Below are 25998 nucleotides of genomic sequence, written 5' to 3'. Positions count from 1 at the left end.
TCCGCTCCAAGGCTTGCCAGATGATGAGGGGAAAAGTCTACTGCGCCACAGGTTGTATTCGGATATTCGTGCCTCTGTTTGCCGGCGTGTCGCGATGGGCTCGGTCACAGAGGAGCTGTGCAGGCCTGAACTGCGCACAGACAAGGAAACACTATTCGACCGTCCAGTATTTATTCATTTGATCTAGTCTGCTAGTTCTGTGAGGTAGCCACGCGTTGCGTGTCCTCACGCAACGGCGGCAACGAATGCCGTAGGAAACTGCATAACGCCGCACTCGGCGATTCTCCGTCCGCAGAAACAGGGCCTTGGGTTCCAGTCGATGGCGAACGCGCGACTACGCACGCCATCGCTGCCCAGCACGCACAGAAACAGCGCGGTGTCGCCGATTGATTATGTAGGTCTCTACAGTTCGAAGTCATAGCCACACTGGGCGCCGGTGTCCGGTTCCGCATGGTCCAAAGGACCTGGCTCGAAACGATCGAATTCGACTCCGTGTGGCAGGGCGATGTCGACGGCGTCTTGGATCGTTTGCGCACGTGGCGACTGTTCGGGGGGTGTGGCTGCGTCAGCTTCTTCGGACGGCGCTGCGGATGTTTTGGTGAGGTCGATGCGGTACCACAGGGCGGCGGCGGGCATGTCGTCAGGCAGTGGGCGTTGGGCGGCTGCGGTGGTGAGGAGGGTTTCGATGTCGTGGCCGGCGTCGGCGGCGGTGTCGAGGTTCTGGGCGAGGACCGGCCACCAGGGGTCGGTGGTCAGACGCGTGTCGATGCGTTTGGCGAGTGGCGCCCAGGTGTGGGTGGCGGTGTGCAGGTCGCCGAGGGTGTCGATTATGCGGGTGTCGAGACGCTGTTGGTAGTGGCGTTCGGCTGTCGGGTAGCGGCGTGGTCCGGTGGGGCGAAGGTCGGTATCGGGGATGCGGTGGGCGGCTCGCCATATGGCGAGTTTTGCTGTGAGGTCACGATTTTCGAGCAGTGTTCGCGCCCATGGGGGTGCTGTCGCTGGTGTCCATGTTTCGACGTCCGCATTTATTTGGGTGACGAGTGTGGTGATGATGCGGGCGCGTGCGTGGAGCTGCTGAGTGGTCTCGTTGTCCGGGAGTTCGGCGGGGATTGCGCGTGTCCAGGGCAGTGGCCCGGTGCCGGTGGAGTGGTTGCCGGTGGTGTCGAGGCGCCAGTCGAGGACGGCGGCCGGGTCGTGGGCGGTGTCGAGTTCTCGTGCGCTCGCGGCCTGTTGAAGCGCGTGGGCAGGGTCGTGTCCGGTTAGGGCGAGGGCGGCGAGATGCTGGCGCAGGACGGGGTAGGCGGGCGCGTCGGTGAGGCCGGGCAATAGTTCTTCTGCGGCGCGATCGAGTTGGTCGAGACGGTCGTCGGCGAGGGTGTTTTCGACGGCCAGGCCGATGGCGTCGTGGTAGGTGTCGATGGCGTGGCCGAGTCGTTTGTGGGGGTTGAGGGTGTCGCGGAGGTTGGCGTGGGCGCTGGTGTGGGTGGCGTCGCGGGCGAGGATGCGTTGCAGGGTCTCGGTGCTGGTGCGGGGAAGGATGGCGGGTTCGGTCCAGGGGGAGGCTTCGCTGTGGTCGGTGGTGGTGGGGATGTAGGCGTGGTTGGCGTGGGTGCCGCGGGTCATGGCGACGTAGAGCTGGTTGCGTGATTCGTTGCCGGTGAGTGCGGTGTGGCAGGTGTCGACGGTGATGCCTTGGGCGGAGTCGATGGTCATCGCGTAGCCGAGGCGTACGTGTTCGGCGACGTAGTCGGCGGGCAGCACGGTGGTGGCGCCGGGTTGTCGGCGGGCGCGCAGGTGTGTGGCGGTGAGGCTGCGGTCAGGGTGGACGGCGGTGATGGTCCATCGGTAGCCGTTGCGCACCCAATCGGTCTCGCCGAGGCGCAGGCGCGGGTTGTTGCGTCGGGTGCAGATGACGTCCCCGACTGACGCGCATTCTCCGTCGGAGACAACGACTGCCGGGCCGGGAGGTGTGGGGTTGCGGGTGAGTCGGTCGGTGCGGGCGCGGGTGTTGAGTTCGGTGACGAGGTCGTGGGTGGGGGCGAGCATGAGGGTGTCTCGTCCGGCGTGGTGGTCGGCGAACCACGCCATGTAGGTCTTGTCCGCAGTGGCGGCGGGGCTGCCGGAGTGGATGCGCTGGTGGTCGAGGTAGTAGCCCAGGCCAGCGGGGTCGCCGTCGCGGAGGGCGAGGCTGGCGGCGGCTTCGTGGGGGTCGGCGAAGCGGACGACGTCGGTCATGGTGACGGTGGTGGTTGCGGTGAGGTCGGTGGCTGTGCCGCCGGGTTCGATGGAGGGTAGTTGTGCGGTGTCGCCGAGGCAGCGGATGGTGGCGTCGCGGTGGGTGAGGAATTCGAACAGGCGTAGCCGTTTGTCGTCGGCGAGTTTGACGTGCTCGTCGATGACGACCAGTGTGCGGGCGTCGACCTGTAGCAGCCATTCCGGCAACCGTGGCGGATATGGAGAGTCGGTGATCGTCTGAGCGGTGGCCGTGTGTTGGTCGAGAATGTGCAGGACCCGGTCGACGGTTTCGACTCGGATGCCGGTGGTTTCGGCGAGGACGGCGGCTGCGGCGGCGGTGGGTGCGAGGCCGAGGACGGTGCCGCCGGAGGCGTGCCAGGCGTTGACGAACACGCGCATGGCGGTGGTTTTGCCGGTGCCGGCGGGCGCGTTCGCGACCGCGATGCGCAGGGGTGAGCACGCGAATTCGGTGACGACGGCGACCTGCCCGGGGTTCAACGGCTTGCCGAAGTTGGCGGGATCGGTGTTGTAGGAGTTGATCGCGGAGGTGACCACATCGGCGGGGAGAGTGCGTGCGCCGGGTTGTATGGAGAGGTCGATGAGGCGTTGTTCGGTGCCGAGTCGGCGCGCGGAGGTGTAGGTCTGACTGCCGGGAACGGTGTAGACACTGGTTCCGTCGCGGCGTTGGAAGATTGTCGGTGGATGTTGGAGGACTGGTTCGGCGGTGATGTCCGGGTCGCCGCGGGCGAGCGATCGTGTGGGTGAAAGCGCCTCGCGGATGACGGCTTCGACCACGTTCGGCCATTGCATCGGGTGGATGTGGCCGCGGGTTTGGCGTTCGGTTTCAGCTCGGATGTGGTGGTGTTGCCACACCGAGCGTTGCCCGGAAACGACGGTGACAACTTCGTCGGCGGTGCGGGAAATCCACGCCTCGTCGACTGTCGGGCGAGCACCTGTAGGGCGATTGAGCACCGAAGAGACGGTGGCCTCGACCATGTTCGGTCCGCCGAGAACTGTGGCGGCGTCGAGGTGCCAGCCGTGGCGTTGCTGGGCGTAGGAACGCGAGAGGTGTTTGGCCGGGCGGGTTTCGAGAGTGGCCCGCTCTGCGAGGGCGAATAGTTCTTTCGGTGTCGGTTCACGCCCGAGCTGCTGCTGAAACGACACCGCAAGCGAATCGAGTCGTTCGGTGATGGCGGCGTCGCGGCGCGACCAGTGGCGAAGCAACTCGATTGGGATGCCGACGATTTCGCGGATGGGTCGTTTGTTCGGGGTGGGTGCGGGCCGTTCGGTGAATCGGATGCCGAGGTTGGTTTCGAGGTGGTGTTCGAGGCGGGTGTTGTAGATCTCGCTGACCACGACGAGGTTGCGGTAGAAGTGGGTGCCATCGAGGGTGCGCCATTTGCCATCAAGGGTGCGTACTCGGTTGGCGATGAGCATGTGGGTGTGCAGATCGGGGTCGCCGGAGCGGGATTCGCGATGGGTGAAGCGTGCGGCGATGAGTCCTTCGACGTCGACTTGCCGTACACCTCCGGTGCCGAGGCGGGTGTAGGTGGCGTTGTTTTCCAACCACGTGATGGCGTCGTCGACGGCGGCGTTGTGGGCGGCCTGTATGGCGTCGGCGATGGGTTTGGGTGCGATGGCCCACAGCGCGGAGACGCTTTTGACGGGGGAGAAGGTGATGTCGAACCCGGCGACCGCTGCCGATTGGGGCCGGGAGATGCGGGCGACGAACCCGGACAGTTCTCGATCGTCGAGGGGTGCGCGGTCGTAGTTTTCAACGAACATCGCTGTGGCGACCTCGGTCCGGATCTGGGCGCGGGTGTCTTCGCCGATGGCGGCGTTGGCGTCGAGTCCGTGGGAGAGGTTGTGTTCCCTATATGCCTGGGCGCATCGGGTGCGGAATGTGTTGTCGCCGTGTCGGGCTGGGAAGGCTTTGCCGAGTCGGCTGGCTTGTTTGGCCGCGTACGCGGCGTCTTTGGGTTTGGCGCCGTTCGCGATTGCTTCGGTGACGATTTGGTATTCGATGGCGGTGGCGTTGGGGTGTCGGCCGAGGCCGAACAACGAACGCATCTGGTCCTCGGTGACCTGTTCGCCGGCTGAGATGTCGAGGGCGGCAAGGCCGGTGCCGTGCCAGGTGCCGGGTGCTTCGCCGCGGGTGGAGTAGTAGTCGGCCAGGCTGGAGTTGCCCAGGTCGGTGGCATCGGCGGCGGCTACCTGGCGTTGGTAGTACAGGTAGCTGGTGCCGGCGAGGATCTTGTGCAGCGTCGCTGTCACGTATCCATCAGACACCCAACAACTTTCGGAATGCGAGGGCTGGAAGGGAGGTAGTTTGTATCAATTTGCGCCGTTTCGCCACGTCGTAAGGAAACTCTCAGCCGGAGTGCAGGAGGTCTGCGTGTGGTGTGTGGATTATGGGAGTGAGGGGTGATGGGGGAGAGGGAGTTGGGGGTTATGTGTATGAGTGGAATGTGGGGGTGAATGGATGGGGGTGTAATGATGTGGTGATGGGGAGAGTGATGGTGGGGGTTGCGGATCTATTGCCTCGGGCCTCTCGTTGCCGCAAGCGGCCCGGCGTCGGGGCGTGGATAAGCGCGGGCGTTGGTCGTCGCGTCGAGTGTCGCGCGCCGTAGCGCCAGGCTCGGCGTTGTCTGGCCTCTCTTACCCGGCCCCCGACGATGGCGCGCATCGACAACGGCGTCCTGTCTTCACTGTCGGCGGGTCCGTTTGTCGCGGATAGAAGATCATGTCGTGGGTGGGTCGAGCGCCTGGGCTCGGGTGAGAATTCTGCTGACGGTTGATCGGCTGCGATGGGTTCGCTTGGCGATCTCGGTGGCTTTGAGTCCTTCGGCGTAATGCAACGCCAGGATGTGTGCGACCTCGTCAGGGTCTCGGCGGCGGGCGGGGTCGCGTGCGCAGATGACCGCCGCGATTTCGCTCCATGAAGTTGTGCCCGCAACGGTCCCTTCCGTCGTGCGCACGGCGTCCTCGTCGACCGGGGTGCCCGAAGATTCCGGCAATGTGTCAAGAACTGTCGTCGGTCCGGCGGACGCTGTGGCTTCTGGTGCGGTGCTGGTGTCGTGGGGTGGTTGTGTGATCGAGATGAGGGCGACGGTGGCTTGGGTCATCGAGCCTTCGATGATCAGCGGCCATAGCCATGCCTGGTTGTGCGGGATGCCGGCGAGTTCGGCGAGGGACCGCAACGCGGTGAACGACAGCCAGAACGCGCCCGCCGCGATGAGGACGGTCAGCACGACGGCGAGTCGGTGGGCGGCGGTGCTGCGCACCTGCTTTCGCTGCAGCACGGTGACGCCGTGCACAGCGGTCAGCAACGCGATCGGTGGCACCACTGCGACCGCACCGGCGATCGGCGGGGCCGGTGCGTGCAGGACGGCGTGCACTGCGTTGCCGGTCACGCTCACCGTCGCGGAGGCGGCGAGCACGCACCAGAAGAAGGCGTGCGCACGGTCGGGACCGTGCGCACGCTCCGGGACGCTCGGCAGGGTGGGGGTGCGCACGACGGTGTCGGGTGCGGGCATGTGATGTGGTCCTTCGGCCGAGCGGGGATCCGGTGTGCACGCGGCAGTGTTCATGTGGCCGCAGGTCCTTCGGCCGTGGCGAGAGGGTGGGGCTCGCCGGTGAGTATGGCCAGGGCTGCGGCGACTTCGAGCAGGTTGGCTTTGACGTAGGTGGCCGTGGTGCCCGCGGTCTTGCCGTGGTGGCCGGCGTAGGCGCGGGCCACGGCGTAGCCGAAGGTGCGTTCCACCCATGTGAGGGTGGTATGGCGAAGCCAGTGCATGGTCACGCCCTGCACGGCCACCCACGGCAACTCTTCGCCGATGCGCGCCCAGATGTGGTCGTAGCGCCGCGAAGTGATCGGTGCGCCGTTGCGGTAGCGCAGCAGCTGCCCCGACACTGGCGCGTTGCGAGCGGCGGCGTGGGCGCGCAGGTGGCGCATGAGTGTGGGGGAGACCGGCTGCCAGCGGTCGGTGCCGTCTTTTTCCTGTAGCCACACCAGGCATTGGTCGGCGTCGAGGTCGTGCGGTCGCAGGGCGAGCGCGCCGCTGCGCCGGCACGCGGTCTCGATGTGCAGGCGCAGGATCAGCGAGTCCAGTTCCCCGTCGTTGCCGGTCTCGGCGGCCACCGCGCAGATCTCGGCCAGTTGCCCGGACGGAATCGCATAGCGGTGTGAGGGTTTTCGTGTCGGCTTGGCGACCTTGCGGGCGGGGTTGTCGCTGGGGCGGATCCAGCCTGTGCTCTCGGCGTAGCGGTACACGCAGCGCACCGCGCTGACGAAATGCTCGACCGCGCTGCCTCCGCCGCGTGAGGCTCGGTTGGCGCGGGCGCGCTCTTGGACGGCTCGGGCCATGGCCTCGAGGTCGGCTTGGGTCGGCTCGTCGAGGCGCCGTGTCGCCCATTGTGTTTCCAGCCGCCGCAGATGCGCGTCGTAGGTGCGCATCGTGCCGGGACGCAGCGTGGCCCGCACCTGCGGGATGACCTCGGCGAAGGTCGGGACGAGCGCGGCGGTGCCGACGAGATCGGCGGGGCTGATCCCCATCTGCGCCAGCAGAACCCGCGCGGCCGCGACCGCCTCGGCCGACGCCACTGGTGACGTGTTGTTGGTCATCGGTGTCAGCGCTCCAGCAGGGCCAGGGCGGGAGCGAGCACCGTCTTGATCGCGGCGGGCGCGACGATCGCCAGCCGATCCCGTCTGCCGAGTAGGAGGGCGCGGTCGCCGATGACCAACTGCACGCGGCGCCGTTGCCGCAAGGGGATATGAATGGTCCCGTCGCGCATCAGGATCGGGCCCTCGGGGTCGGCGGAGGCGACGAGGATTCCGTGCTCGGCGCAGCGCAGCATAAGCCGGTCGCCGGCCTCCCAGCCCAGCGCGGCAAAGACCTTGCGATCCACGACCCGCCCGCCTCGCCCGACCGTGGACATCCCGACGACGAGGTCGGCGTCCGGTGCGGGAACAGGCAGCGGGGCAAACGAATGCGGGCCGTGGATCAGCTGCTGCAAGGGCGTCTGCGGTGGGATCACCGGTGCGATCACGCGCACCACCCCCGCACACCGCGGGGCAATGAGGGTCGAAAGAAAGCACCGAAAAGTAGCATTCGTGCGACAAAAATGCGCGGGTCACAGACTGTTGTCACTGGTCGTCCTTCGCGTGGTTGAGTGCGCTCACACACGCGGACGCCGAATGTGTCACCAGTGACACGAAACGGTGCGCGAGGGGGGACTTGAACCCCCACGTCCGAGGACACTGGAACCTAAATCCAGCGCGTCTGCCAATTCCGCCACTCGCGCGTGATGGTACGACCGTCCAAACTCTACCGGCCCGGAGGCGGATCGCGAAGCCGCGCGGGGGTGTCGTGTACCCACGGGTAACACGAACTGGGATTATAACGATTTGGCAACTCCCAATATGAGGAACCCTCAACTTTCTGACTTCCAAGTAACCCTGCCACCTGGGGGTTCAAACATGAGGGAGGGTCATGTTTGGAGCCGTTCTTGTACGTACGTACCGAAATACTCGAGGGTAGGGGTGCGGGCGTCGGGGAAACGTGAGGCTTTCCTCATGATTTTGTGCGAACCTGAGGCTTCGTCAGGTCCTCAGGGGTGAGGGACGCCTGTGCACGCAAGAGCGAGCGGGCCCCGCGGGGTGAGCCGCCACGAGAAGGAAGTCGATACGTCTTGACGATCAACGAACGCACCGGGACCGGAACGAACGCGAAGGTCGTTGGGGGAGTTTCGGATACGGGTATCAAGTCGTCGCTGCTGGATCGCCTGCTCGGTGGTGAGAAGTACGCGCTGGCCTTCGGGGGCCAGGGGGCGCAGTGGCTGCGTGAGCTCGAGGAGATCGGCCGCGACAGCGCACTCGAGCCCGAGCTGACCGCGCTCGTGCGCGAGGCGGACGCGCGGCTGGAACCGGTGGCGGCGCAGCTGCTGGTGGTCCGGCCCGTCGGCTTCGACCCGATCGCGTGGATGCTCGAGGACGAGCTCGCCGACGGCGAGGAAGGGGAGGAGTCGGCGGCGCCGTCCGCGCAGGCGCTGCGCTCCGCCGCGGTCTCGATGCCGGGTGTCTTCCTCGCCCAGGTCGCCGCGCTGCGGGCGCTGCGGATGCAGGGGCTGGATCCGGCCGAGCACGCGCCGACCGGCATCGTCGGCCACTCCCAGGGTCTGCTCGCCGCCGAGGCCGCGACCGCTCACGGTGCGCGCGACGCGGAACTGCTCGCGCTGGCCCAGTTGATCGGTGCGGCAGCCACACTGGTGGCGCGCCGGCGCGGTCTCATCCCGGTCGGCGACAAATCGCCGATGGTCGCGGTGTCCAATGTCGACCCCGACGAGCTGCGCGCGGTCGTGGCCGAGGTGTCGGAGGGCGTGGATCCGAATGTCGCCGCGGTGGTGTCGATTCGCAACGGCCGCCGGCGGGCGGTCCTGTCCGGCACCGTGGCACAACTGGAGCGGGTTCGGCAGCGCTGCGCCGAGATCAACGCCGAACAGACCCGCGATCGCGACGCCAAGAAGCGCGGTGGCGCGGTGTTCGCCCCGGTCTTCGAGGACGTCCAGGTCGAGGTCGCGTTCCATCACCCCGCGCTGGCCGAGACCGTCGAGCTGGTGTCGACGTGGGCCGCGCAGTGTGAGATCGACACCGAACTCGCCGCGCAGCTCGCCCGCAGCATTCTGGTCGACCCGGTGGACTGGGTGCAGGCCGTCGACGACACCGTTTCCGGTGGGGCCCAATGGATTCTGGATATCGGCCCCGGCGATCTGCTGAGCCGTCTGACCCAGGGTTCGCTCAAGGGCACCGGCGTCGGCATCGTCGCGGTCGCCACCCGGCCCGGACAGCGGAGTCTCTTCACTCCCGGCGCGGCCCCGCAGGTTGCCCCGGCGTGGGATGCCTTCGCGCCCAAGCCGATTCGGCTTCCCAACGGTCGTATCGTGGTCGAAACCTCGTTCACGCGTCTGACCGGCCGGTCGCCGATCCTGCTGGCCGGTATGACCCCGACCACGGTCGACGCGAAAATCGTTGCCGCCGCGGCGAATGCGGGCCACTGGGCCGAGCTGGCCGGTGGCGGTCAGGTGACCGAGCAGATCTTCGCCGATCGGGTCGCCGAGCTGAAGACCCTGCTGCAGCCCGGCCGGGCCGTGCAGTTCAACTCGCTGTTCCTCGACCCGTACCTGTGGAAGTTGCAGCTGGGCGGTAAGCGACTGGTGCAGCGCTCGCGCACCGCCGGCGCCCCGTTCGACGGCGTGGTCGTGACCGCCGGCATCCCCGAACTCGACGAGGCCGTGGCGCTGATCGCCGAGCTGACCGAGGTCGGTATCACCCACGTCGCGTTCAAGCCCGGTACCGTCGCGCAGATCCGCGCGGTGCTGCGCATCGCCGACGAGGTGCCGGACTACCCGGTGATCATGCACATCGAGGGCGGCCGCGCGGGCGGTCACCACTCCTGGGAAGACCTCGACGATCTGCTGCTCGAGACCTACGCCGAACTGCGCAACCGCGACAACGTCGTGGTGTGCGTCGGCGGTGGCATCGGCACCCCGGAGCGAGCCACCGAATATCTGACCGGCGAATGGTCGGTCTCCCACGGCTACCCGAAGATGCCCCTGGACGGCGTGCTGGTCGGCACCGCGGCCATGGCCACCCTGGAGGCCACCACCGCTCCTGAGGTCAAGCAGCTGCTGGTCGACACTCCAGGCACCCCCGACTGGGTCGCAGCCGGGACCGCGACCGGCGGAATGGCTTCCGGCCGTAGCCAATTGGGCGCCGACATCCACGAGATCGACAACTCCGCCTCGCGCACCGGCCGCCTGCTCGACGAGGTCGCGGGCGACGCCGAGGCCGTGGCCGCGCGCCGCGACGAGATCATCGAGGCGCTCGACAGCACCGCCAAGCCGTACTTCGGCGACGTCGCGACCATGACCTACCTGCGCTGGCTGGAACGCTACGTGGAGCTGGCCGCACTGCTGCCCGAACATCAGCGCGCCGGTCGAGACGGCTTCGACTGCGGCACCGACCTCGGTGACGCCATCGCCGACGCCACTCGCTCGGTGTGGGCCGACATCACCTGGCGGGATCGGTTCGCCGAGATGGTGCGCCGCGTCGAGGGCCGCCTCAACCCCGCCGACCGCGGCCGCATCCCGACCCTGTTCGACGACGACAGCGTCTTCGAACGGCCGGTGCACGTGATCTGCACGCTGAAGGAGCACTACCCGGCCGCCGCCGAGACCGTCCTGCACCCGGCCGATGTGCCGTTCTTCGTCTCGCTGTGCAAGACCCCCGGCAAGCCGGTCAACTTCGTGCCGGTCGTCGATGCCGACGTGCGCCGCTGGTGGCGTTCGGACTCGCTGTGGCAGGCGCACGACCCGCGCTACACCGCCGACCAGGTGTGCGTGATCCCCGGAACCGTGTCCGTCGCCGGCATCACCCGCGTCGACGAGCCGGTCGGTGAACTGCTCGATCGCTTCGAACAGGACACCGCCTACACGCTGATCCGCGGCGGCGTCACCCCCGCCGCCGTCGACGGCCGCCGCCGGGCCGCCATCGGTTCGGGCGCCATCGATATCGTGCTGGCCGCGCCCGATGTGCAGTGGGCCGGGCGCACCACTACCAACCCGGTGCACCGGCTCGGCGATCTGCACGAGTGGACCGTCGACGCCCAGGGCGCGCTGCACCGCCCGACCGGCGCCACCCTGGTTCCCGCGACCGGTCCGGACGCCGACAACGCCTACGTCGAACTGACCGTCCCGCTGTCGCCCGCGAACGAGGTCCGGATCCGCATCACCGTGCCGGGCTCGGTGTACAACGGTGGCGCCCCGGTGGTGACCGAGGCCGATGCCGAGACCGCGATGTCGGCCCTGCTGGCCGTGGCCGCCGGACAGGCGCTGCCGGAGGTCAAGTCCGCCAACGGAACTCATGTCGCGCACGTGAATCTGGCGTGGACGCCCGATATGGTCGCCGACCACGCCGGTGTGACCGGTTCGGGTCTGCCGGAGGGCCTCAGCACCATCGGCCGCCGGGTTCCCGACGTGCTGGTCGGCGCCTGCTGGCCGGCCGTCTTCGCCGTGCTCGGCGCGAGCCGTGCCGAGGGCGAAAACGGAAGCGTCAGCAGTGTCATCGAGGGCATGCTGGATCTGGTGCACCTGGACCACCAGGTCGATCTGGTGCGCGAACTGCCCAGCGATCCGGCCGTGCTCAGCGTGCGCGCGGAATCCGCGTCGGTGATCGACACCGACCTGGGCCGCGTCGTCGAGGTGCGGGTCACCGTCGGCGTCATGCGCGATCACGGACTGGAGACCCCGACCGTCGCCACGCTGGTGGAGCGCTTCGCGATTCGTGGCCGCAACGGCGCCGGGGAGCTCACCGATCCGCCGCGTGCGGCCGGGACGGTCTCCGAGGAGGCGACCGAAACCCCGCGTCGCCGCCGTCGCGACGTCACGCTCACCGCGCCGCGGGCCATGGCCGCCTTCGCCGAGGTCTCCGGCGACCACAACCCGATCCACACCAGCAACGCCGCCGCGAAACTCGCGGGCCTGGGTAGCCCGATCGTGCACGGCATGTGGCTGTCGGCCGCGGCTCAGCACGCGGTCTCGGCGGTGGATCCCGAATCTCCGCTGCCCGCACGTACTGTCACCGCCTGGACCACCCGATTCCTCGGCATGGTCCGGCCGGGCGCGCAGATCGATGTGCGCGTCGAGCGGATCGCCGTCGACCGCGGCTGCGAGATCGTCGAGGTGTCCTGCCGGACCGGCGGTGATCTGGTGATGACCGCGACCGCACGGCTCGCGGCCCCCAAGACCGTCTATGCCTTCCCCGGTCAGGGCATCCAGACCAAGGGGATGGGACTGGACGCCCGGTCGCGGTCGAAGGCGGCCAAGCAGGTGTGGGATCGCGCCGACAAGCACACCCGGGAAGCCCTGGGCTTCTCGATCCTCGCCGTGGTGCGCGACAACCCGACCTATCTCAAGGCCCGCGGCGTGGAATACCGCCACCCGCAGGGTGTTCTGCATCTGACCCAGTTCACTCAGGTCGCGATGGCCACCCTCGGTGTGGCGCAGGTCGCCGAACTGCGTGAGGCCGGTGCGTTCGTCGAGGGCGCGATGCTGGCGGGTCACTCCGTCGGCGAGTACAACGCGCTGGCCGCGGTGGCCGGTGTGCTTCCGCTGGAAGCAGTGCTCGAGGTCGTGTTCCAGCGTGGCTCGGCCATGCACGAGCTGGTGCCCCGGGATGCGCAGGGCCGCAGCGACTATCGGATGGCCGCCATCCGGCCGTCGCAGATCGGGCTGCCCGACGCCGAGGTGATCGACTTCGTCGCCGGTGTCGGTGAGCGCGCCGGGGAATTCCTCGAGGTGGTGAACCTGAACCTGCGTGGTTCGCAGTACGCGATCGCGGGTACGGTCGCCGGGCTCGAGGAGCTGGAAGCCGAAATCGAGCGTCGCCGTGCCGAATTCGGCGGCAAGCGGGCCTTCGTCCTGGTGCCGGGCATCGACGTGCCGTTCCACTCGACGGTGCTGCGCAAGGGTGTACCCGAGTTCCGCAACAAGCTCGAGGAGCTGCTGCCGGAGAATCTGCATCCGGAAATCCTTGCCGGACGCTACATTCCGAACCTGGTGCCACGGCCGTTCTCGCTGGAGCGCGACTTCATCGCCGAGATCGCCGGCTATGTGCCGTCGGAGCCGCTGCGCGCGGTGCTCGACGACTTCGAGTCGTGGGCCGCGCGTCCGGAGGAACTGTGCCGGGTGGTGCTGATCGAGCTGCTGGCCTGGCAGTTCGCCAGCCCGGTGCGCTGGATCGAGACCCAGGATCTGCTGTTCACCGACACCGGACGCGGTGGCCTCGGCGTGGAGCGGTTCGTCGAGATCGGCCTGGCGGCGACGCCGACCGTGGCGAATCTGGCGGGCAACACCCTGAAGTTGCCGCAGTACGCCGGCACCAAGGTCGAGGTGCTCAACATCGAGCGTGAGGCCGGCGTGGTGTACTCCACCGATACCGATCCGGCGGCGGTCGACGAGCCGGAAGAGATTGTGGCCGAAGCGGTTCCGGCCGAGACGGCCGCCGCGGCCGCCGCGGCCCCGGCTCCGGTCGCCGCCTCCGGTGGCCCTCGCCCCGACGACATCACCTTCACCGCCGCCGATGCCACCCGCGTGCTGATCGCGTTGTGGACCAAGCTGCGGCTGGACCAGATCGGTCCCGTGGACACCATCGAGGCGCTGTGCGACGGTGTGTCCTCGCGACGCAACCAGCTGCTGGTCGACCTCGGCTCCGAGCTGTCGCTGGGCGCGATCGACGGCGCCGCCGATGCCGATATGGGTGCGCTTTCGGCCACCGTCGACCGGCTGGCCCGCACCTACAAGCCGTTCGGTTCGGTGCTGTCCGACGCCATCGGCGACCACCTGCGCAAGGTGTTCGGTCCCTCGGGTAAGCGCCCGGCGGCGATCGCCGATCGGGTGAAGAAGGTGTGGCAGCTCGGCGACGGCTGGGCCCACCACGTCACCGCCGAGGTGTCGCTGGGCACCCGCGAGGGCGCCAGCGTGCGCGGCGGGGATCTCGGTGGCCTGGTCTCCGGTGCGTTGAGCGACGGCGCCGCGGTGGACGCCGCGATCGACGCCGCCGTGCAGGCCGTGGCCGCGCGTCGCGGTGTCAGCGTCGCACTGCCGGCCGCCGGTGGTGGCGGTGGCGCCACGGTCGACGCGGCCGCCCTCGGTGAATTCACCGAGCAGATCACCGGTCGCGACGGTGTGCTGGCGACCGCCGCTCGGGTGGTGCTCGAGCAGCTGGGCCTCACCGACCAGGTGTCGGCGCCGGAGGCGAGCGACGAATCGCTGGTCGACCTGGTCTCGGCCGAATTGGGTTCGGACTGGCCGCGTTTGGTGGCTCCGGCCTTCGACGCGCGCAAGGCGGTGCTGATCGACGACCGCTGGGCCACCGCCCGCGAGGATCTGGCCACCCTGTGGCTCGACACCGACGCGGAGGTCGACGAGGACCGGATCGCCGGATTCGCCGGCACCGGCGCCGCCGTTGCCGCCCAGGCGAATTGGTGGCGTCAGCAGGCGATGAAGCAGGCCCGGTCCGTTCTGGCCGGCGCATACGAGCAGATCGCCCGGACGGCCACCGCGACCGACGAGGGTGTCTGGTCCTCCGACACCGCGGTGATCACGGGTGCGAGCAAGGGGTCCATCGCGGCCTCGATCGCGGGCCGCCTGCTCGCCGGTGGTGCGACCGTCATCCTCACCACGTCCAAGCTCGACGACGACCGCCTCGCCTTCTACAAGCAGCTCTACCGCGAGCACGCTCGTGCGGGAGCCGCGCTGTGGGTAGTGCCGGCGAATATGGCCTCCTACTCCGATATCGACGCTCTGATCGAGTGGGTCGGCAACGAGCAGACCGACAACGCCGGTGGCGCGAAGGTGCTCGTGAAGCCCGCGATGACCCCGACGCTGCTGCTGCCGTTCGCCGCCCCGCGGGTGGCCGGTGATCTGGCCGATGCCGGGGCGCGCGCCGAAATGGAGATGCGGGTCCTGCTGTGGTCGGTGGAACGCCTGATCGGCGGTCTGTCCGCCCTCGGTGCCGACCACGACGTGGACGCGAAACTGCATGTGGTGCTTCCGGGTTCGCCCAACCGCGGCATGTTCGGCGGCGACGGCGCCTACGGCGAGTCGAAGGCCGCGCTGGACGCGGTGATCGCCAAGTGGCGGGTGGAGAAGTCGTGGGCGCAGCGGGTCACCATGGTGCACGCGATGATCGGCTGGGTGCGCGGTACCGGCCTGATGGGTCATAACGATCCGCTGGTCGCGGCCGTGGAGAAGGCCGGCGTGCACACCTGGTCCACGCAGGAGATGGCCGACGAACTGCTCAAGTGGTGCACGTCGCGGGCTCGCGCCGTCACCGCCACCGGTCCGCAGCAGATCGACCTCACCGGCGGCCTGGCCGGAGCGAAGCTGGATCTGTCCGCGCTGGCCGACGATGTCGAGCGCGAGCCGGAAGCGGTCGACGAGGACGAGCGCGCGACGGTCCCGGCGCTGCCGGTGCCGCCGACGCTCACCTCGGCCCTGCCGACGCCCGAGTGGGGCGCCGTCACCGCCGATCTCGCCGATATGGTCGTGATCATCGGCGCCGGGGAACTCGGACCCTACGGTTCCGCGCGCACGCGCTTCGAGATGGAGGTCGCCGACGAACTGTCCGCGGCCGGCGTCCTGGAACTGGCGTGGACCACCGGTCTGGTGACCTGGGAGAACGACCCGAAGCCGGGCTGGTACGACGTCGAAAGCGGCGATTACGTCGAGGAATCGGAGCTGGCGGAGCGCTACCACGACGCGGTGGTGCAGCGCTGCGGTATCCGCCGCTACGGCGACGACGGTTCCATGATCGACAACGCCGCGCCGCTGCTCACCTCGGTCTTCCTCGACCGGGATCTGAGCTTCGTGGTCAACAGCGAGGCCGAGGCGCGCGCGTTCTACGCCGCCGACCCCGAGCACACCGTGATCAGCCCCGTCGCCGATTCGAGCGACTGGCAGGTGATTCGCCAGGCGGGCACCGAGATTCGGGTGCCGCGCAAGGCGAAGCTGTCGCGCACCGTCGGTGGCCAGATCCCCGAGGGCTGGGACCCGACCCGCTGGGGCATCTCGCCGGATATGGCGAGTTCGGTGGACCGGGTGGCGCTGTGGAACATCGTCTGCACGGTGGACGCGTTCCTGTCCAGCGGCTTCAGCCCCGCCGAGCTGATGAGCTGGGTGCACCCGGCGATGGTGACCAACACCCAGGGCACCGGTATGGGCGGCATGTCCTCGATGCGCTCGCTCTACATCGACAACCTGCTCGGCGAGCCGCGGGCCAACGACATCCTGCAGGAGGCGTTGCCCAACGTCGCACTGGCGCATGTGGTTCAGTCCTACGTCGGCAGCTACGGCGGCATGATCCACCCGGTCGCGGCGTGTGCGACCGCGGCGGTCTCGGTCGAGGAGGGTGTCGACAAGATCCGTCTCGGCAAGGCGGAGGTCGTGGTCGCCGGCGGTTACGACGATCTCGGCATCGAGGGCATCGTGGGCTTCGGCGACATGTCGGCGACCGCGGATTCGGCGGCCATGAGCGCCAAGGGCATCAGCGACCGCTACTTCTCCCGGGCCAACGATCGCCGCCGCGGCGGGTTCGTCGAATCCCAGGGTGGCGGAACGGTTCTGCTGGCCCGCGGTGACATCGCCGCGGAGTTCGGCCTGCCGGTCCTCGGTGTGGTCGCGTTCGCGCAGTCCTTCGCCGACGGCGTGCACACCTCGATCCCGGCGCCCGGACTGGGCGCGCTGGGCGCGGGCCGCGGCGGGGCGGAATCGCGGCTGGCCGCCGAACTGCGCAAGCTCGGCGTCACCCCGGACGAGATCGCGGTGATCTCCAAGCACGACACCTCCACCGCCGCCAACGATCCCAACGAATCGGAGCTGCACGAGCGGCTGGCCGGCGCGCTGGGCCGTTCCGAAGGCGCACCGATGTTCGTGATTTCGCAGAAGTCACTGACCGGTCACGCCAAGGGCGGTGCGGCCGCGTTCCAGCTGATCGGGCTCTGCCAGGTGCTGGAGCAGGGCGTGATTCCGCCGAACCGGAGCCTCGACTGCGTCGACGAGAAGATGGCCGAGTATCCGCATCTGGTGTGGCCGCGGCAGCCGCTGCGGTTCGCGGATCGGTTCGCGCTCAAGGCCGGTCTGGTGACCTCGCTCGGGTTCGGGCATGTCTCCGGCCTGCTGGCGGTCGTGCATCCGCAGGCCTTCGTCGAGGCGCTCGACCCGCAGCGTCGCGACGACTATCTGCGCCGCGCGGAGGAACGCCGGCTCGCCGGTCGTCAGCGGCTGGTCGAGGCGATGTGCGGTGGTGAACCGCTCTACGAGCGGCCCGCCGACCGCCGTCTCGGAGGCGACGGCACTCCTGCCAAGCAGATCCGTCAGCTCGAGGCCGACGTGCTGCTCTCGGCGCAGGCGCGCCTGGGCGCCGAGGGGCTGTATCTGGCCCACGGTTCCTGCGGCACCGGCGAACTGGCCGGTAACCGGGAGGCCGAGAAGTAGGGAGATCGGGCCCGGGAAGTAACAACTCCCGGGTAACGATCCGCCGATATCGATGATGGCTCGCCGAATCCGTAGGCTGCGGATTCATGACCATCCTCGGTATCGGCCTGGATCTGGTGACCATTTCCGATTTCGCCGAACAGCTCGAACGGGCCGGAACCACCATGCTCCGGGAGAGTTTCACCGCGGGTGAGCGGCGTTACTGTCAGAGCAAGGGCACCGATCCGGCCCGCAGTTTCGCGGCGCGGTGGGCGGCCAAGGAGGCTGTGCTCAAAGCATGGGCCACCTCCCGGTTCGCCCGCCGCCCGCAGATCGGTGACAACCCGTATCCGCTCATCGAAGTGGTGAACGACGCCTGGGGCCGGCCCAGCATCAAGCTGCACGGACTGGCAGCGGAATTCCTGCCGCGCGTGCGGGTGCACCTGTCGATCACGCACGACGGCGATACGGCCGCCGCGATGGTCGTGCTCGAGGATCCGGGCGAATTGGCCGATCTGATCGAAAACCCCTGAGGCGCTACGGGCTTCGGTAGTCCGAACCGGCCCGTCGCTCCTGCGAAGGCCGGAACCGGCGACGTCTCGCTCACACGTCGCCGGTTCCGCCCTTCGTCGGAGCGACGGGAAGTCCTGTCGGCGACCGGTACGGGTCGCGGGCGATCAAGCCGTCGTATCGCGTTGTCCGGTGCGCGATTCCTTCTCCGCGATCAACAGGTACGCGACCATGAGCCGCTTGAGTTCGGCCACGGCCGCCTCGTGGCTGAGGCCGTCCTGTACCGAGAAGTTCAGCATCGAATACACCACGTGCACCAGCACCTGCGCCATCATCGAGCGACGCCCGCGCGGGGTGCGCGGCATCAGCGGCCGCAGCATCTGCTGGACCGCCTCGGCGAATTCCTTCTCGTGGATGGCGCCGGTGGCGCGGGTCGACGGGGTCGACTGCATGGCCAGCCATACCTCGCGGCGCGACGGATCGGTCATCCACAGTTCCGCGAGGTGGTCGACGAGCTTGTTCATATGCCGCAGCCAGTCCATCGACGGAATTTCGCCGTGGAAGTCGGCGAGCTCCTGGGAAACGGCCACCAGGTCTTGGCGATTCAATTCGCAGACGATCACGTATTTGTTGGCGAAGAACTGATACAGCGTGCCGATCGGCACCTCGGCGCGGGCGGCGACCTCCTCGCAGGTGAACGATTCGAATCCGACCTCGACCAGTAGTTCGCGCGACGATTGCAGCAGCGCATCGAATTTGCGCTTGCTGCGTTCCTGGGTGGGCCGCCGGCGCGGCATCAACTCCTGTGGGTCGTCCTGCAGCTCCAACGCCGGATCAGGACGCCGGTTCGACCTCGGTGCCGTGCGCGCTTCCACCACATACACCAGGCTAGCGGTAGCGACACGCGGATGACACACGGTGCCGACTTCCGTACCCGCGATTCGGTCCGATTCATAACCCATCCACGCCGAATGTGGTGACGAACACATACCGAGTAGATCTACATCAGCGGGGGTGTGGCGATTGTCGATCGTTCCCGCTGCGGCGTTGAACCGCTGCTCGGCGCAGCTTCTCCGGGGCGGTTCCTGCACACGGAAGGCTTGATCTGTGGTGGTTCGACCTGTGGTGACTCTCGGAGCTTCGATCGCTCGCGACTGCGTGGACGCGGTGGCCCTGCGCGACGGAAGCGCAAAACTGACCGACCGGGTGCTCGCGCACCACGTGATCGAACTCGGCGCCACGGCGCCGAACGGACTGCCCGGACTGATCGAATCGCTGCTGGACGGACTCGCCGCGCAGGTCGGTGCGGAGTACGAGATCGCCGGGGCGGCCGTCACCTATCGCGATGCGGCGGGCCGGCGGGCGGTGGTCACCGGATTGGCGTCCGGTCCGTGGTACGAGGCCTCGCTGGTCTCGGCCAAGTCGGCGCATCTGGCGCTGGCCCGCGCGATGACCTGGGCGAGCGAATTCGATCATCTGCTGATCTGTGAGCTGACGCCGGGATATCAAGGCTTCTCGCTGATTTCACCGCATCGCGACCGGGTGGTCGCGGCCACGGCGACCGCCGCCGGTTTCGTCTCCGAGGATTCGGTGCGGCTGGGTATCGCGGCCGCCTGGGATCAGCTGGATGCCGCGGGCGTGCGGCCCAGTGCGGTCGTCGCGATCGGTTCGGCCGCGGAGCATCCGGGAGTCGCCGCGGTGTTGTCTGCGGGCTTCAACGCGCCGGTGATTCCGTGTGCGGTCGCGACGGCCGGGTCGGCGATCGGTGCGGCGCTCGTGGTGCAGCCGGAGGCCTTCGTCGCGGGCGCGGGGGATCGCGCACGGGTGTCACGCAATTCGGTCGCGGTGGTCGCCGCGGCGAGCGTGCTGGCCGGCGGTCTGACCATCGGCGGCGTGCACGAGCTCACCGACCATCCGCGCTCGGATGCCACCACCCGCCTCGCCGACGCCCGCAACGCGCAGCCGAGCCGGGGCCCGCGCCACGCCCGCCCGGAACCCGGTCTGCCCGCGGTGGATTCGATTCCCGAAATGCCGGTCGACGGTCCCGCCGACCAGCCGTCGTCGGGCCCGCGGCATGCCGCGCCGGATCCGTCGACCGCCGACCCGGCCTCCGCCGGCTGGGGGCCGGACGGATCGTCCTGGCTGGGCGTGCGCGGTTCGGATCCGGCGAGTGAGCCGAAGCGCCTGGCGAAGGAGGCGCCGCAGCCGGATTCGCCGGAGCCGCAGGCGAAGTCGGTGATTCCCGCGCCGACCGAACCTGTCGGCGCACCCAACGGCTCGCTGCTGTTTCCGGGCGAGTCGGCACCGCCGCAGCTCGGCACCGCCGAATTCACCGAGTGGTGGGACAACCACTGGCGGCTGACACTGCGGTGGATGGTCGCGATGATGCCGCAGCGCGACTGAACGCCGCGCAGCGCCGACGAGGGGCCCGGGACGATCGTCCCGGGCCCCTCGTTCCGTCACCGGTCCGCGCTACACCGACAGATCGCGGCGCAACTTCGCCACATGCCCCGTCGCGCGCACGTTGTACTGGGCCACCTGGATGACGCCCTGCTCGTCGACGAGGAAGGTGGAGCGGATGACGCCGGTGATGCGCTTTCCGTACATCGTCTTCTCGCCGTAGGCACCCCATTCCTGGAGCACCTCGCGCTCGGGATCGGACAGCAGCGGGAAGGTCAGCTTCTCGTTGTCCCGGAATTTCGCCAGCTTCGCGGGTTTGTCGGGCGAAATGCCGAGGACGTCGAGGCCGGCCTCGTTCAACTCGGCCAGATTGTCGCGGAAGTCGCACGCCTGCTTGGTGCAGCCGGGCGTACTGGCGGCCGGGTAGAAGTAGACGATCACCTTGCGGCCGCGGTAGTCCGCCAGCGACACCGGCTTACCGTCGGCGTCGGGAAGCGTGAAATCCGGCGCGGGGTCGCCGGGGCCGAGTTTTTTGGTATCGGTCATGCCAGCACGGTAGCCCACCGATGTGACAACGGACGCGACATCGGCGACGGCGGATAGACTCGACGGCCAGCGACCTACCGGAACGACAACAGGAGACAATGTGGCGAGGGATACCGAGCACATCGAGCGGGAGATCGAAGCCGCGCGCAACCGGCTCGCGGGCACACTCGACGAGCTCGCGGTGCGGGCGGACCCGCAGCGGATCGCCGACAACACCAAGAAGGCCGTGGTGGCGAAGGTGAACGAGCCGAAGGTGAAGTACAGCCTGATCGGCGCGGGTGCTCTGGTCGGCGTGCTGGTGCTGATCAAGATCTTCCGCCGCTGACGCCGCAGAAACGACGGAACCCGGTGTGACAGTGTCACACCGGGTTCTTTGTCGTCTGCGGCGATTACCGCGCGGATCAGACGGTCGGGCAGGCCATACCGGTGCCGTCGGGATCCAGGTGCGGCGAATAGCCGGGCTCACCACGGAACAGCGGGGCGCGACCCGCCGCCCGGGCCTCGTCACAGTTCTTGAACGTGCCTCCCGCCGAACCCGTCTGCGTCAGCCCTGCCGAGCCGGTGGCGCCGATGGCGTCGTCGATACCGGACGATCCGGTACCGGCGGAACCGGTGGGGATGAAACCGTCGGCCAGGGCGGACGGGGCGGTGGAGACGATCGGGGCGGCGAGGGTGATCAAGCCCGCGCCGGTCACGATTAGCCTGCGAACGTTCATGTATTCCTCGATGTCAGCTGCGGTTGATACGACGGACCGGCCGCACTCCCCGCGGTGGCAGGGCCGGAACCGCCGAGTCTACTGTTCTGATGACGACCGCCGTTGTCAACCGCACGGCCGAGAGCCGCTTATTCACCCAGACGGCGGCCCGTCATATGTTCCGCCGGAATATGTCCCATTCGTCCGGCCTCGAAATCGGTTACGGCGTCGATGATTTCCTGTTTGGAATTCATCACGAACGGCCCGTATTGCACGACCGGTTCGCGAATCGGCGCGCCGCCCAGCAGTAATACCTCGAATTGACCGGTGGGTCCCTCCTGGCGGTCGTCGGCGGTCAAGGCGACGGCGTCGCCGTGGCCGAGTACCGCCAGTTGTCCCTCGGTGAGGGTGCGGCCCCCGTCGCCGACGGTGCCGCTGCCGGCCAGTACGTAGGCCATCGCGGTGAACTCCTGTGGCCACGGCGTTTCCAGCCGCGCGCCGGGACTGATCGAGGCGTGCGCGTAGGCGATGGGCGTGTAGGTCGAGCCGGGGCCTTCATATCCGCCGACATTGCCGGCGATGATGCGGACGAGTGCGCCGCCGTCGTGGGAGGTGACCAGTGTCAGCTCGCTCGCGCGCAGATCCTGGTAGCGCGGATCCGCCATCTTCAGCGACCGCGGCAGGTTGACCCACAGCTGCACGCCGTGGAAGACGCCGCCCGAGATCACCAGTTCCTCGGCGGGAAGCTCGTCGTGCAGGATGCCCGAGCCGGCGGTCATCCACTGGGTATCGCCCTCGGCGATCGTTCCGCCGCCGCCGTTGGAATCGTGGTGAACCATGGTTCCGTCGATCATGTACGTGACGGTTTCGAAACCGCGGTGCGGATGCCACGGGGCGCCTTTGGCCTGGTAGGGCTCGTAGGCGACCGGGCCCATGTGGTCGAGCAGGATGAACGGGTCGGCGGTGCGCACATCGAGGCTCGGGAACGGCCGGCGCACCTCGAATCCGGCGCCCTCGAGTTGTTTGTGGGCGGTCGTCACGGTCCGGACCGGCCGCTGTCGCATGGTCTGCTCCGGGCGGGGCAGTCGCGGCAGCACCAGGATGTCGTCGACGGTGATCGCGGGCATGATGTCCTCCTAGGCCGGTTGGTGTCCATGTCAACCAATAACTCGGTAGGATCATTCCCATGGTGCGGTGGCTGGACGAACAGGAGCAGCAGACCTGGTCCGCGTACATCCGGATGCGTCAGCGGCTCGACGCCGCGATGGCCGCCGGGCTCGCCCGCGACGGACTCTCGGTCTCCGATTACGAAATTCTGGTGGCGCTGTCCGACGCGCGCGAGGGGAGTGTGCGTGCCCGCGACCTCGCCGCGCAGATCTGCTGGGACAAGAGCCGGCTGTCGAAGCATCTGGCGCGGATGGACAAGCGGGGGCTGGTGGTGCGCAGCCCGGCCGCCGACGATGCGCGCGGCCGGCTGATCTGCCTCACCGATTCCGGTCGCCGGGCGCTGGAACAGGCCGCGCCCCGGCATGTCGAATTGGTGCGTCGGCTGTTCGTCGATCAGTTGAGCGATGCGGAGGCGCGGGCGTTGCGGTCCCTGTCGGACAAGGTGAGTGCGCGGGCCGAGGACGACGCGGATGAATTCGGGAAGGCCGGCCGGCTCGAACCGTCGGAGTGAGGTCCGAGCCGCCCCGGGGGCTCACCTCTCGTCGATGCCGTGCGGTCGTTCGAACTGCGTTCGCTTCCAATCGCCGAACGGTTCGTCGCGTTCCCGCACCGCCTCCCGGAAACCGGTAGTGGCCGAACGCAATTGGAAGGCATACCCTTCGCGGGTGTGCCGGGAGATACCGTCGAAGACGGTGCTGACCATCCCGGAGTTGGCGACGCCCTGAGCCAGCAGTGAGCTGTTGAGCGCGAGTTTCGCCATGATCAGCTGATTGATCGGCATGCGCGAAATGCGTTGCAGCAGTTGTTCGGTGCGCTCGTCGAGCTCGTCCGCGGGGCAGGACTCCACGGCCAGGCCCCACTCCTCGGCCTGTTTACCGCTGAGGCAGTCGCCGGTGAACAGCAACCGCTTCGCCCTCTGATCGCCGAGCCGGTGCGCCCACATCCCCGCGGCCGGAATACCCCACACCCGGGTGGGGGGATAGCCGATCTTGGTGTCGTCGGCGCAGATGATCTGATCGCAGAACAGCGCGATATCGGTGCCGCCCGCGACGGCGAAGCCGTGCAGTTTGGCGACCGTCGGCTTGTTCGCGTGCAGCAGGCTGGAGAAGCCGCGGTTGAACCGGCTCATCATCTGATAGTCGACCATGGGATCCCATGTGCCCCACGGGTTGTGGTTGCGCGCCTGCACCACGGGATCGAGGACGGTTCCGGTCGTGGGCTGGGCGGACACGGTGGGGGACAGGCCGTTCTCCGCGAAGATCGAGAGGTCGTAGCCGCCGCAGAAGCCCTTGCCGCGCCCCGAGACCACCATTACGTGCACGCGCGGATCGAGGTCTGCGCGTTCAACCGCGTGCGCGAGTTCGATCGGGGTATCGGCGGTGATGGCATTGCCGTGCTCGGGCCGGTCGAAGGTGATGCGGGCGATGCGGCCGGTCACCTCGTAGGTGAGGGTGCGGTAGGCCGGGCCCTGCTCCGGTTCCGGACGGTCGGCGAACAGCGAGTCCTCGCCGCTGGTCAGGTCCTCGCGCCAGGCCGCGGGCCGGGTGCCGGAGTGGTGCGCGTCGTCGGTCACCCAAGAAGTGAACTCCAGTTCACTTCTTGCTGTCAAGGGTGGCGCGCGGTACCGCAGGGTTCAGGGGGACGCGTTTCCCTCGTCGGCGAGCCAGGGCGTCACCGGCGGCTTGATCCACAGAATCTTTTCGTCCGTGTGATCGCGTTGTGCGGCAGGATGATTCGGGTTACGCGTGGCCCACGCATCCTTCTCGTCGAGCAGTTGTGCGACCAGTGTCCAGGTCTCGTCGGTACTCGGCGGATTGGTATCGGCTGCGCGCGCCACTTTTCGGCGAGTTGCCGCCGGGAGGGTCGCGAGTTCGGCGCCGGAGACCCCGCGCTGCCACAGATAGGCCGCGAGCCGTCGCGCCTTCTCGGCGCGGCCCTTACTGGCGTGGTCGGTATGTGCGTAGTCGGCCATATCGGTTCCCGATCGCGAACGGATGCCGTCGAGCCTAGCCACGTTCCCGCCGCACCGGATTAGAGGACCCACTCCGGTCGATAGTCGGCATGGTCGGCCCAGCACAGCGCGACGCACCGTAACAACCGATCCTCCCGCCCGCCCCCGTCCGGCAGTTGCGCCAGCGTGACGATGAGCCGCTTGGCCAGCACCTCCCGCAGCACCTGCTCCGGATCGTGCCGCGCGATATGTGAATTCGCCGGTCCGTTCCCGCCGACGATCACGTCGTGCGCGCCGGCCCGCACGCTCCGATCGCCGCGCTCGAACCGCCACGCCCGCCGTTGCCCGTCGACGGCCCGCGCCGCATGTTCGTCCTCGCGCAACCGCGCATCGATGAACTCGATAATGCTCCCCACAGTTGTTTGGACGCTCCAGACCGGTCACCGGTTCCGGTCGGCGGCCGATCAGGGGCGGCGCGAGATCACCATGATGTATTCGCAGGCGGCGTTCGTCCGGTTGGCGAAGCCGTGGTCCGTGTCGGCCCGGAAAAACAGGGAGTCGCCCGTGTTCAGGGTTTCGCTGATCCCGCCGATCAAGACGGTGAGGGTGCCGTCGAGCACCACGAGTTGTTTCTCGGTGCCCGGCGGATAGGCGAGCAGCAGTCCGGTGGAGACCTGTGCGGGGAGATGGTGGACGATCATCTCGCCGGTTCCCGCGCCCGGGGCGGCGGACACCATATGCCGTTCGAAGCCGGTTTCCGGGTCGCGGAAAACGGGGCGATCGCTCCTGCGCAGGACGACGGCCGAGCCGGATGCGGCAGCGGCCGACCCGCCGATCAGGTCCGAGAGCGACGTGTCGAGCGCGTGGGCGATCCTGGACGCGACGCCGATGGTCGGGCTCTTCTCACCGCGTTCGACCTTGGACAGCATCGCCCGGCTGACCGACGACTGGGTCGACAACTGCTCCAGCGTCAGGCCCGCCTCCTCGCGGCGTCGCCGCACGTTACCGCCGAACGCGCCGGCCAGGTCGTCACCGTGGTGTGGTCCGGTCACGTTTCCGTCATGCGTTTGGTCTCGAGTGGCCGGCACCGTGCCGCGTTCGAATTCGGTGAGCTGCAGGTGATTTCGTTGCGAGACGGCTACATCGACATGCCGCCGACCCGGCTCCGCGACGAGCACGGCTGCGCGCTCGCCGAGCTGCCCGCCGCCGTCCCGCTGGTCGGCCCCAATCGCTGGGGCGACACCGTGCACGTTCCCACGCTCCAATTCGATCGGCCGGCTGTGTCCTGGGAGCTCGACGGCAACCAATCCCAGGCCCGCGCCGCGCGAGCGGCCCTCCTCGAACGACTCACCCGCCCACACCACTTCGTCGCCGGCGCCCACCTCGACTCACCCGGCATCGCCCGCGTAACTCCGGCCGGCGCCGGTTACGCGCTGGAGTACCTGGCACCCCCGATCGGCTGAT

Annotated in this window: 18 protein-coding genes and 1 tRNA gene; 6 read left to right on the top strand and 13 right to left on the bottom strand. The window is 68.3% G+C overall.

Annotated features, from left to right (window positions below; translation table 11 throughout):
- Positions 1-402: 402 nt before the first annotated feature.
- The 5 genes from mobF to NK1_RS03755 form a co-directional block, all read right to left on the bottom strand.
- Positions 403-4509 carry a MobF family relaxase gene (gene mobF / locus NK1_RS03775; RefSeq protein ID WP_063007161.1) on the bottom strand — a complete coding sequence of 1369 codons (4107 nt, stop codon included), beginning with the start codon at positions 4507-4509 and terminating at the stop codon, positions 403-405.
- 467 nt (positions 4510-4976) lie between these two features.
- Entirely contained in the window at positions 4977-5771 is a 795-nt protein-coding gene (locus tag NK1_RS34885; RefSeq protein ID WP_063007160.1) for a DUF2637 domain-containing protein, read from the bottom strand.
- Between the two features lie 50 nt (positions 5772-5821).
- Entirely contained in the window at positions 5822-6859 is a 1038-nt protein-coding gene (locus NK1_RS03765; RefSeq protein WP_063007159.1) for a tyrosine-type recombinase/integrase, read from the bottom strand.
- Positions 6860-6864: 5 nt separating this feature from the next.
- Positions 6865-7293, bottom strand: coding sequence for a hypothetical protein (locus NK1_RS03760; RefSeq protein ID WP_063007158.1), 429 nt, complete (start codon positions 7291-7293; stop codon positions 6865-6867).
- Positions 7294-7457: 164 nt separating this feature from the next.
- Positions 7458-7539: transfer RNA gene (locus NK1_RS03755), tRNA-Leu, on the bottom strand.
- A gap of 387 nt (positions 7540-7926) precedes the next feature.
- Here NK1_RS03755 and NK1_RS03750 point away from each other — a divergent pair.
- Both NK1_RS03750 and acpS read left to right on the top strand, forming a co-directional pair.
- Positions 7927-17286, top strand: coding sequence for a type I polyketide synthase (locus tag NK1_RS03750; RefSeq protein WP_063007157.1), 9360 nt, complete (start codon positions 7927-7929; stop codon positions 17284-17286).
- Between the two features lie 86 nt (positions 17287-17372).
- Positions 17373-17798 carry a holo-ACP synthase AcpS gene (gene acpS, locus NK1_RS03745; protein ID WP_030517926.1) on the top strand — a complete coding sequence of 142 codons (426 nt, stop codon included), beginning with the start codon at positions 17373-17375 and terminating at the stop codon, positions 17796-17798.
- A gap of 144 nt (positions 17799-17942) precedes the next feature.
- Here acpS and NK1_RS03740 read toward each other — a convergent pair whose 3' ends face one another.
- Complete coding sequence (locus NK1_RS03740; RefSeq protein WP_228533674.1) at positions 17943-18572, bottom strand: TetR/AcrR family transcriptional regulator; 630 nt, start codon at positions 18570-18572, stop codon at positions 17943-17945.
- 328 nt (positions 18573-18900) lie between these two features.
- On the opposite strand from NK1_RS03740, the gene NK1_RS03735 reads away from it, so the two are divergent.
- Positions 18901-20178, top strand: coding sequence for a DUF7159 family protein (locus NK1_RS03735; RefSeq protein ID WP_157104058.1), 1278 nt, complete (start codon positions 18901-18903; stop codon positions 20176-20178).
- A 69-nt stretch (positions 20179-20247) separates the two neighbouring features.
- Here NK1_RS03735 and bcp read toward each other — a convergent pair whose 3' ends face one another.
- A complete protein-coding gene (gene bcp / locus NK1_RS03730) occupies positions 20248-20721 on the bottom strand; it encodes a thioredoxin-dependent thiol peroxidase (RefSeq protein ID WP_039782688.1) in 474 nt (157 codons plus the stop codon).
- Between the two features lie 100 nt (positions 20722-20821).
- On the opposite strand from bcp, the gene NK1_RS03725 reads away from it, so the two are divergent.
- On the top strand, positions 20822-21046 hold the full coding sequence (locus NK1_RS03725; protein ID WP_036498967.1) for a DUF3618 domain-containing protein: 225 nt from the start codon (positions 20822-20824) through the stop codon (positions 21044-21046).
- Positions 21047-21122: 76 nt separating this feature from the next.
- Here NK1_RS03725 and NK1_RS03720 read toward each other — a convergent pair whose 3' ends face one another.
- Together NK1_RS03720 and NK1_RS03715 are read right to left on the bottom strand one after the other, a co-directional pair.
- Positions 21123-21437, bottom strand: coding sequence for an excalibur calcium-binding domain-containing protein (locus tag NK1_RS03720; RefSeq protein ID WP_036498971.1), 315 nt, complete (start codon positions 21435-21437; stop codon positions 21123-21125).
- Positions 21438-21565: 128 nt separating this feature from the next.
- On the bottom strand, positions 21566-22543 hold the full coding sequence (locus NK1_RS03715) for a pirin family protein (RefSeq protein ID WP_063007155.1): 978 nt from the start codon (positions 22541-22543) through the stop codon (positions 21566-21568).
- 59 nt (positions 22544-22602) lie between these two features.
- On the opposite strand from NK1_RS03715, the gene NK1_RS03710 reads away from it, so the two are divergent.
- On the top strand, positions 22603-23094 hold the full coding sequence (locus NK1_RS03710) for a MarR family winged helix-turn-helix transcriptional regulator (RefSeq protein ID WP_063007154.1): 492 nt from the start codon (positions 22603-22605) through the stop codon (positions 23092-23094).
- A gap of 21 nt (positions 23095-23115) precedes the next feature.
- On the opposite strand, the gene NK1_RS03705 is transcribed toward NK1_RS03710, so the two are convergent.
- The 4 genes from NK1_RS03705 to NK1_RS03690 are packed head-to-tail and all read right to left on the bottom strand — an operon-like array spanning position 23116 to position 25586.
- Positions 23116-24156 (bottom strand): crotonase/enoyl-CoA hydratase family protein, encoded by a 1041-nt coding sequence (locus NK1_RS03705; RefSeq protein ID WP_063007153.1) that lies wholly within the window; start codon positions 24154-24156, stop codon positions 23116-23118.
- Between the two features lie 60 nt (positions 24157-24216).
- Positions 24217-24555 carry a hypothetical protein gene (locus NK1_RS03700; RefSeq protein ID WP_063007152.1) on the bottom strand — a complete coding sequence of 113 codons (339 nt, stop codon included), beginning with the start codon at positions 24553-24555 and terminating at the stop codon, positions 24217-24219.
- A 59-nt stretch (positions 24556-24614) separates the two neighbouring features.
- Positions 24615-24950 carry a DUF6221 family protein gene (locus NK1_RS03695; protein ID WP_063007151.1) on the bottom strand — a complete coding sequence of 112 codons (336 nt, stop codon included), beginning with the start codon at positions 24948-24950 and terminating at the stop codon, positions 24615-24617.
- A gap of 48 nt (positions 24951-24998) precedes the next feature.
- A complete protein-coding gene (locus NK1_RS03690; RefSeq protein WP_174552690.1) occupies positions 24999-25586 on the bottom strand; it encodes a helix-turn-helix domain-containing protein in 588 nt (195 codons plus the stop codon).
- A gap of 9 nt (positions 25587-25595) precedes the next feature.
- On the opposite strand from NK1_RS03690, the gene NK1_RS03685 reads away from it, so the two are divergent.
- On the top strand, positions 25596-25997 hold the full coding sequence (locus NK1_RS03685) for a hypothetical protein (RefSeq protein ID WP_063905898.1): 402 nt from the start codon (positions 25596-25598) through the stop codon (positions 25995-25997).
- The last annotated feature ends 1 nt before the right edge of the window (position 25998 follow it).

Source organism: Nocardia kruczakiae NBRC 101016, from assembly GCF_001612965.1.
GTDB classification, from domain to species: domain Bacteria; phylum Actinomycetota; class Actinomycetes; order Mycobacteriales; family Mycobacteriaceae; genus Nocardia; species Nocardia kruczakiae.
This window is presented reverse-complemented; position numbering and strand designations above follow the sequence as displayed.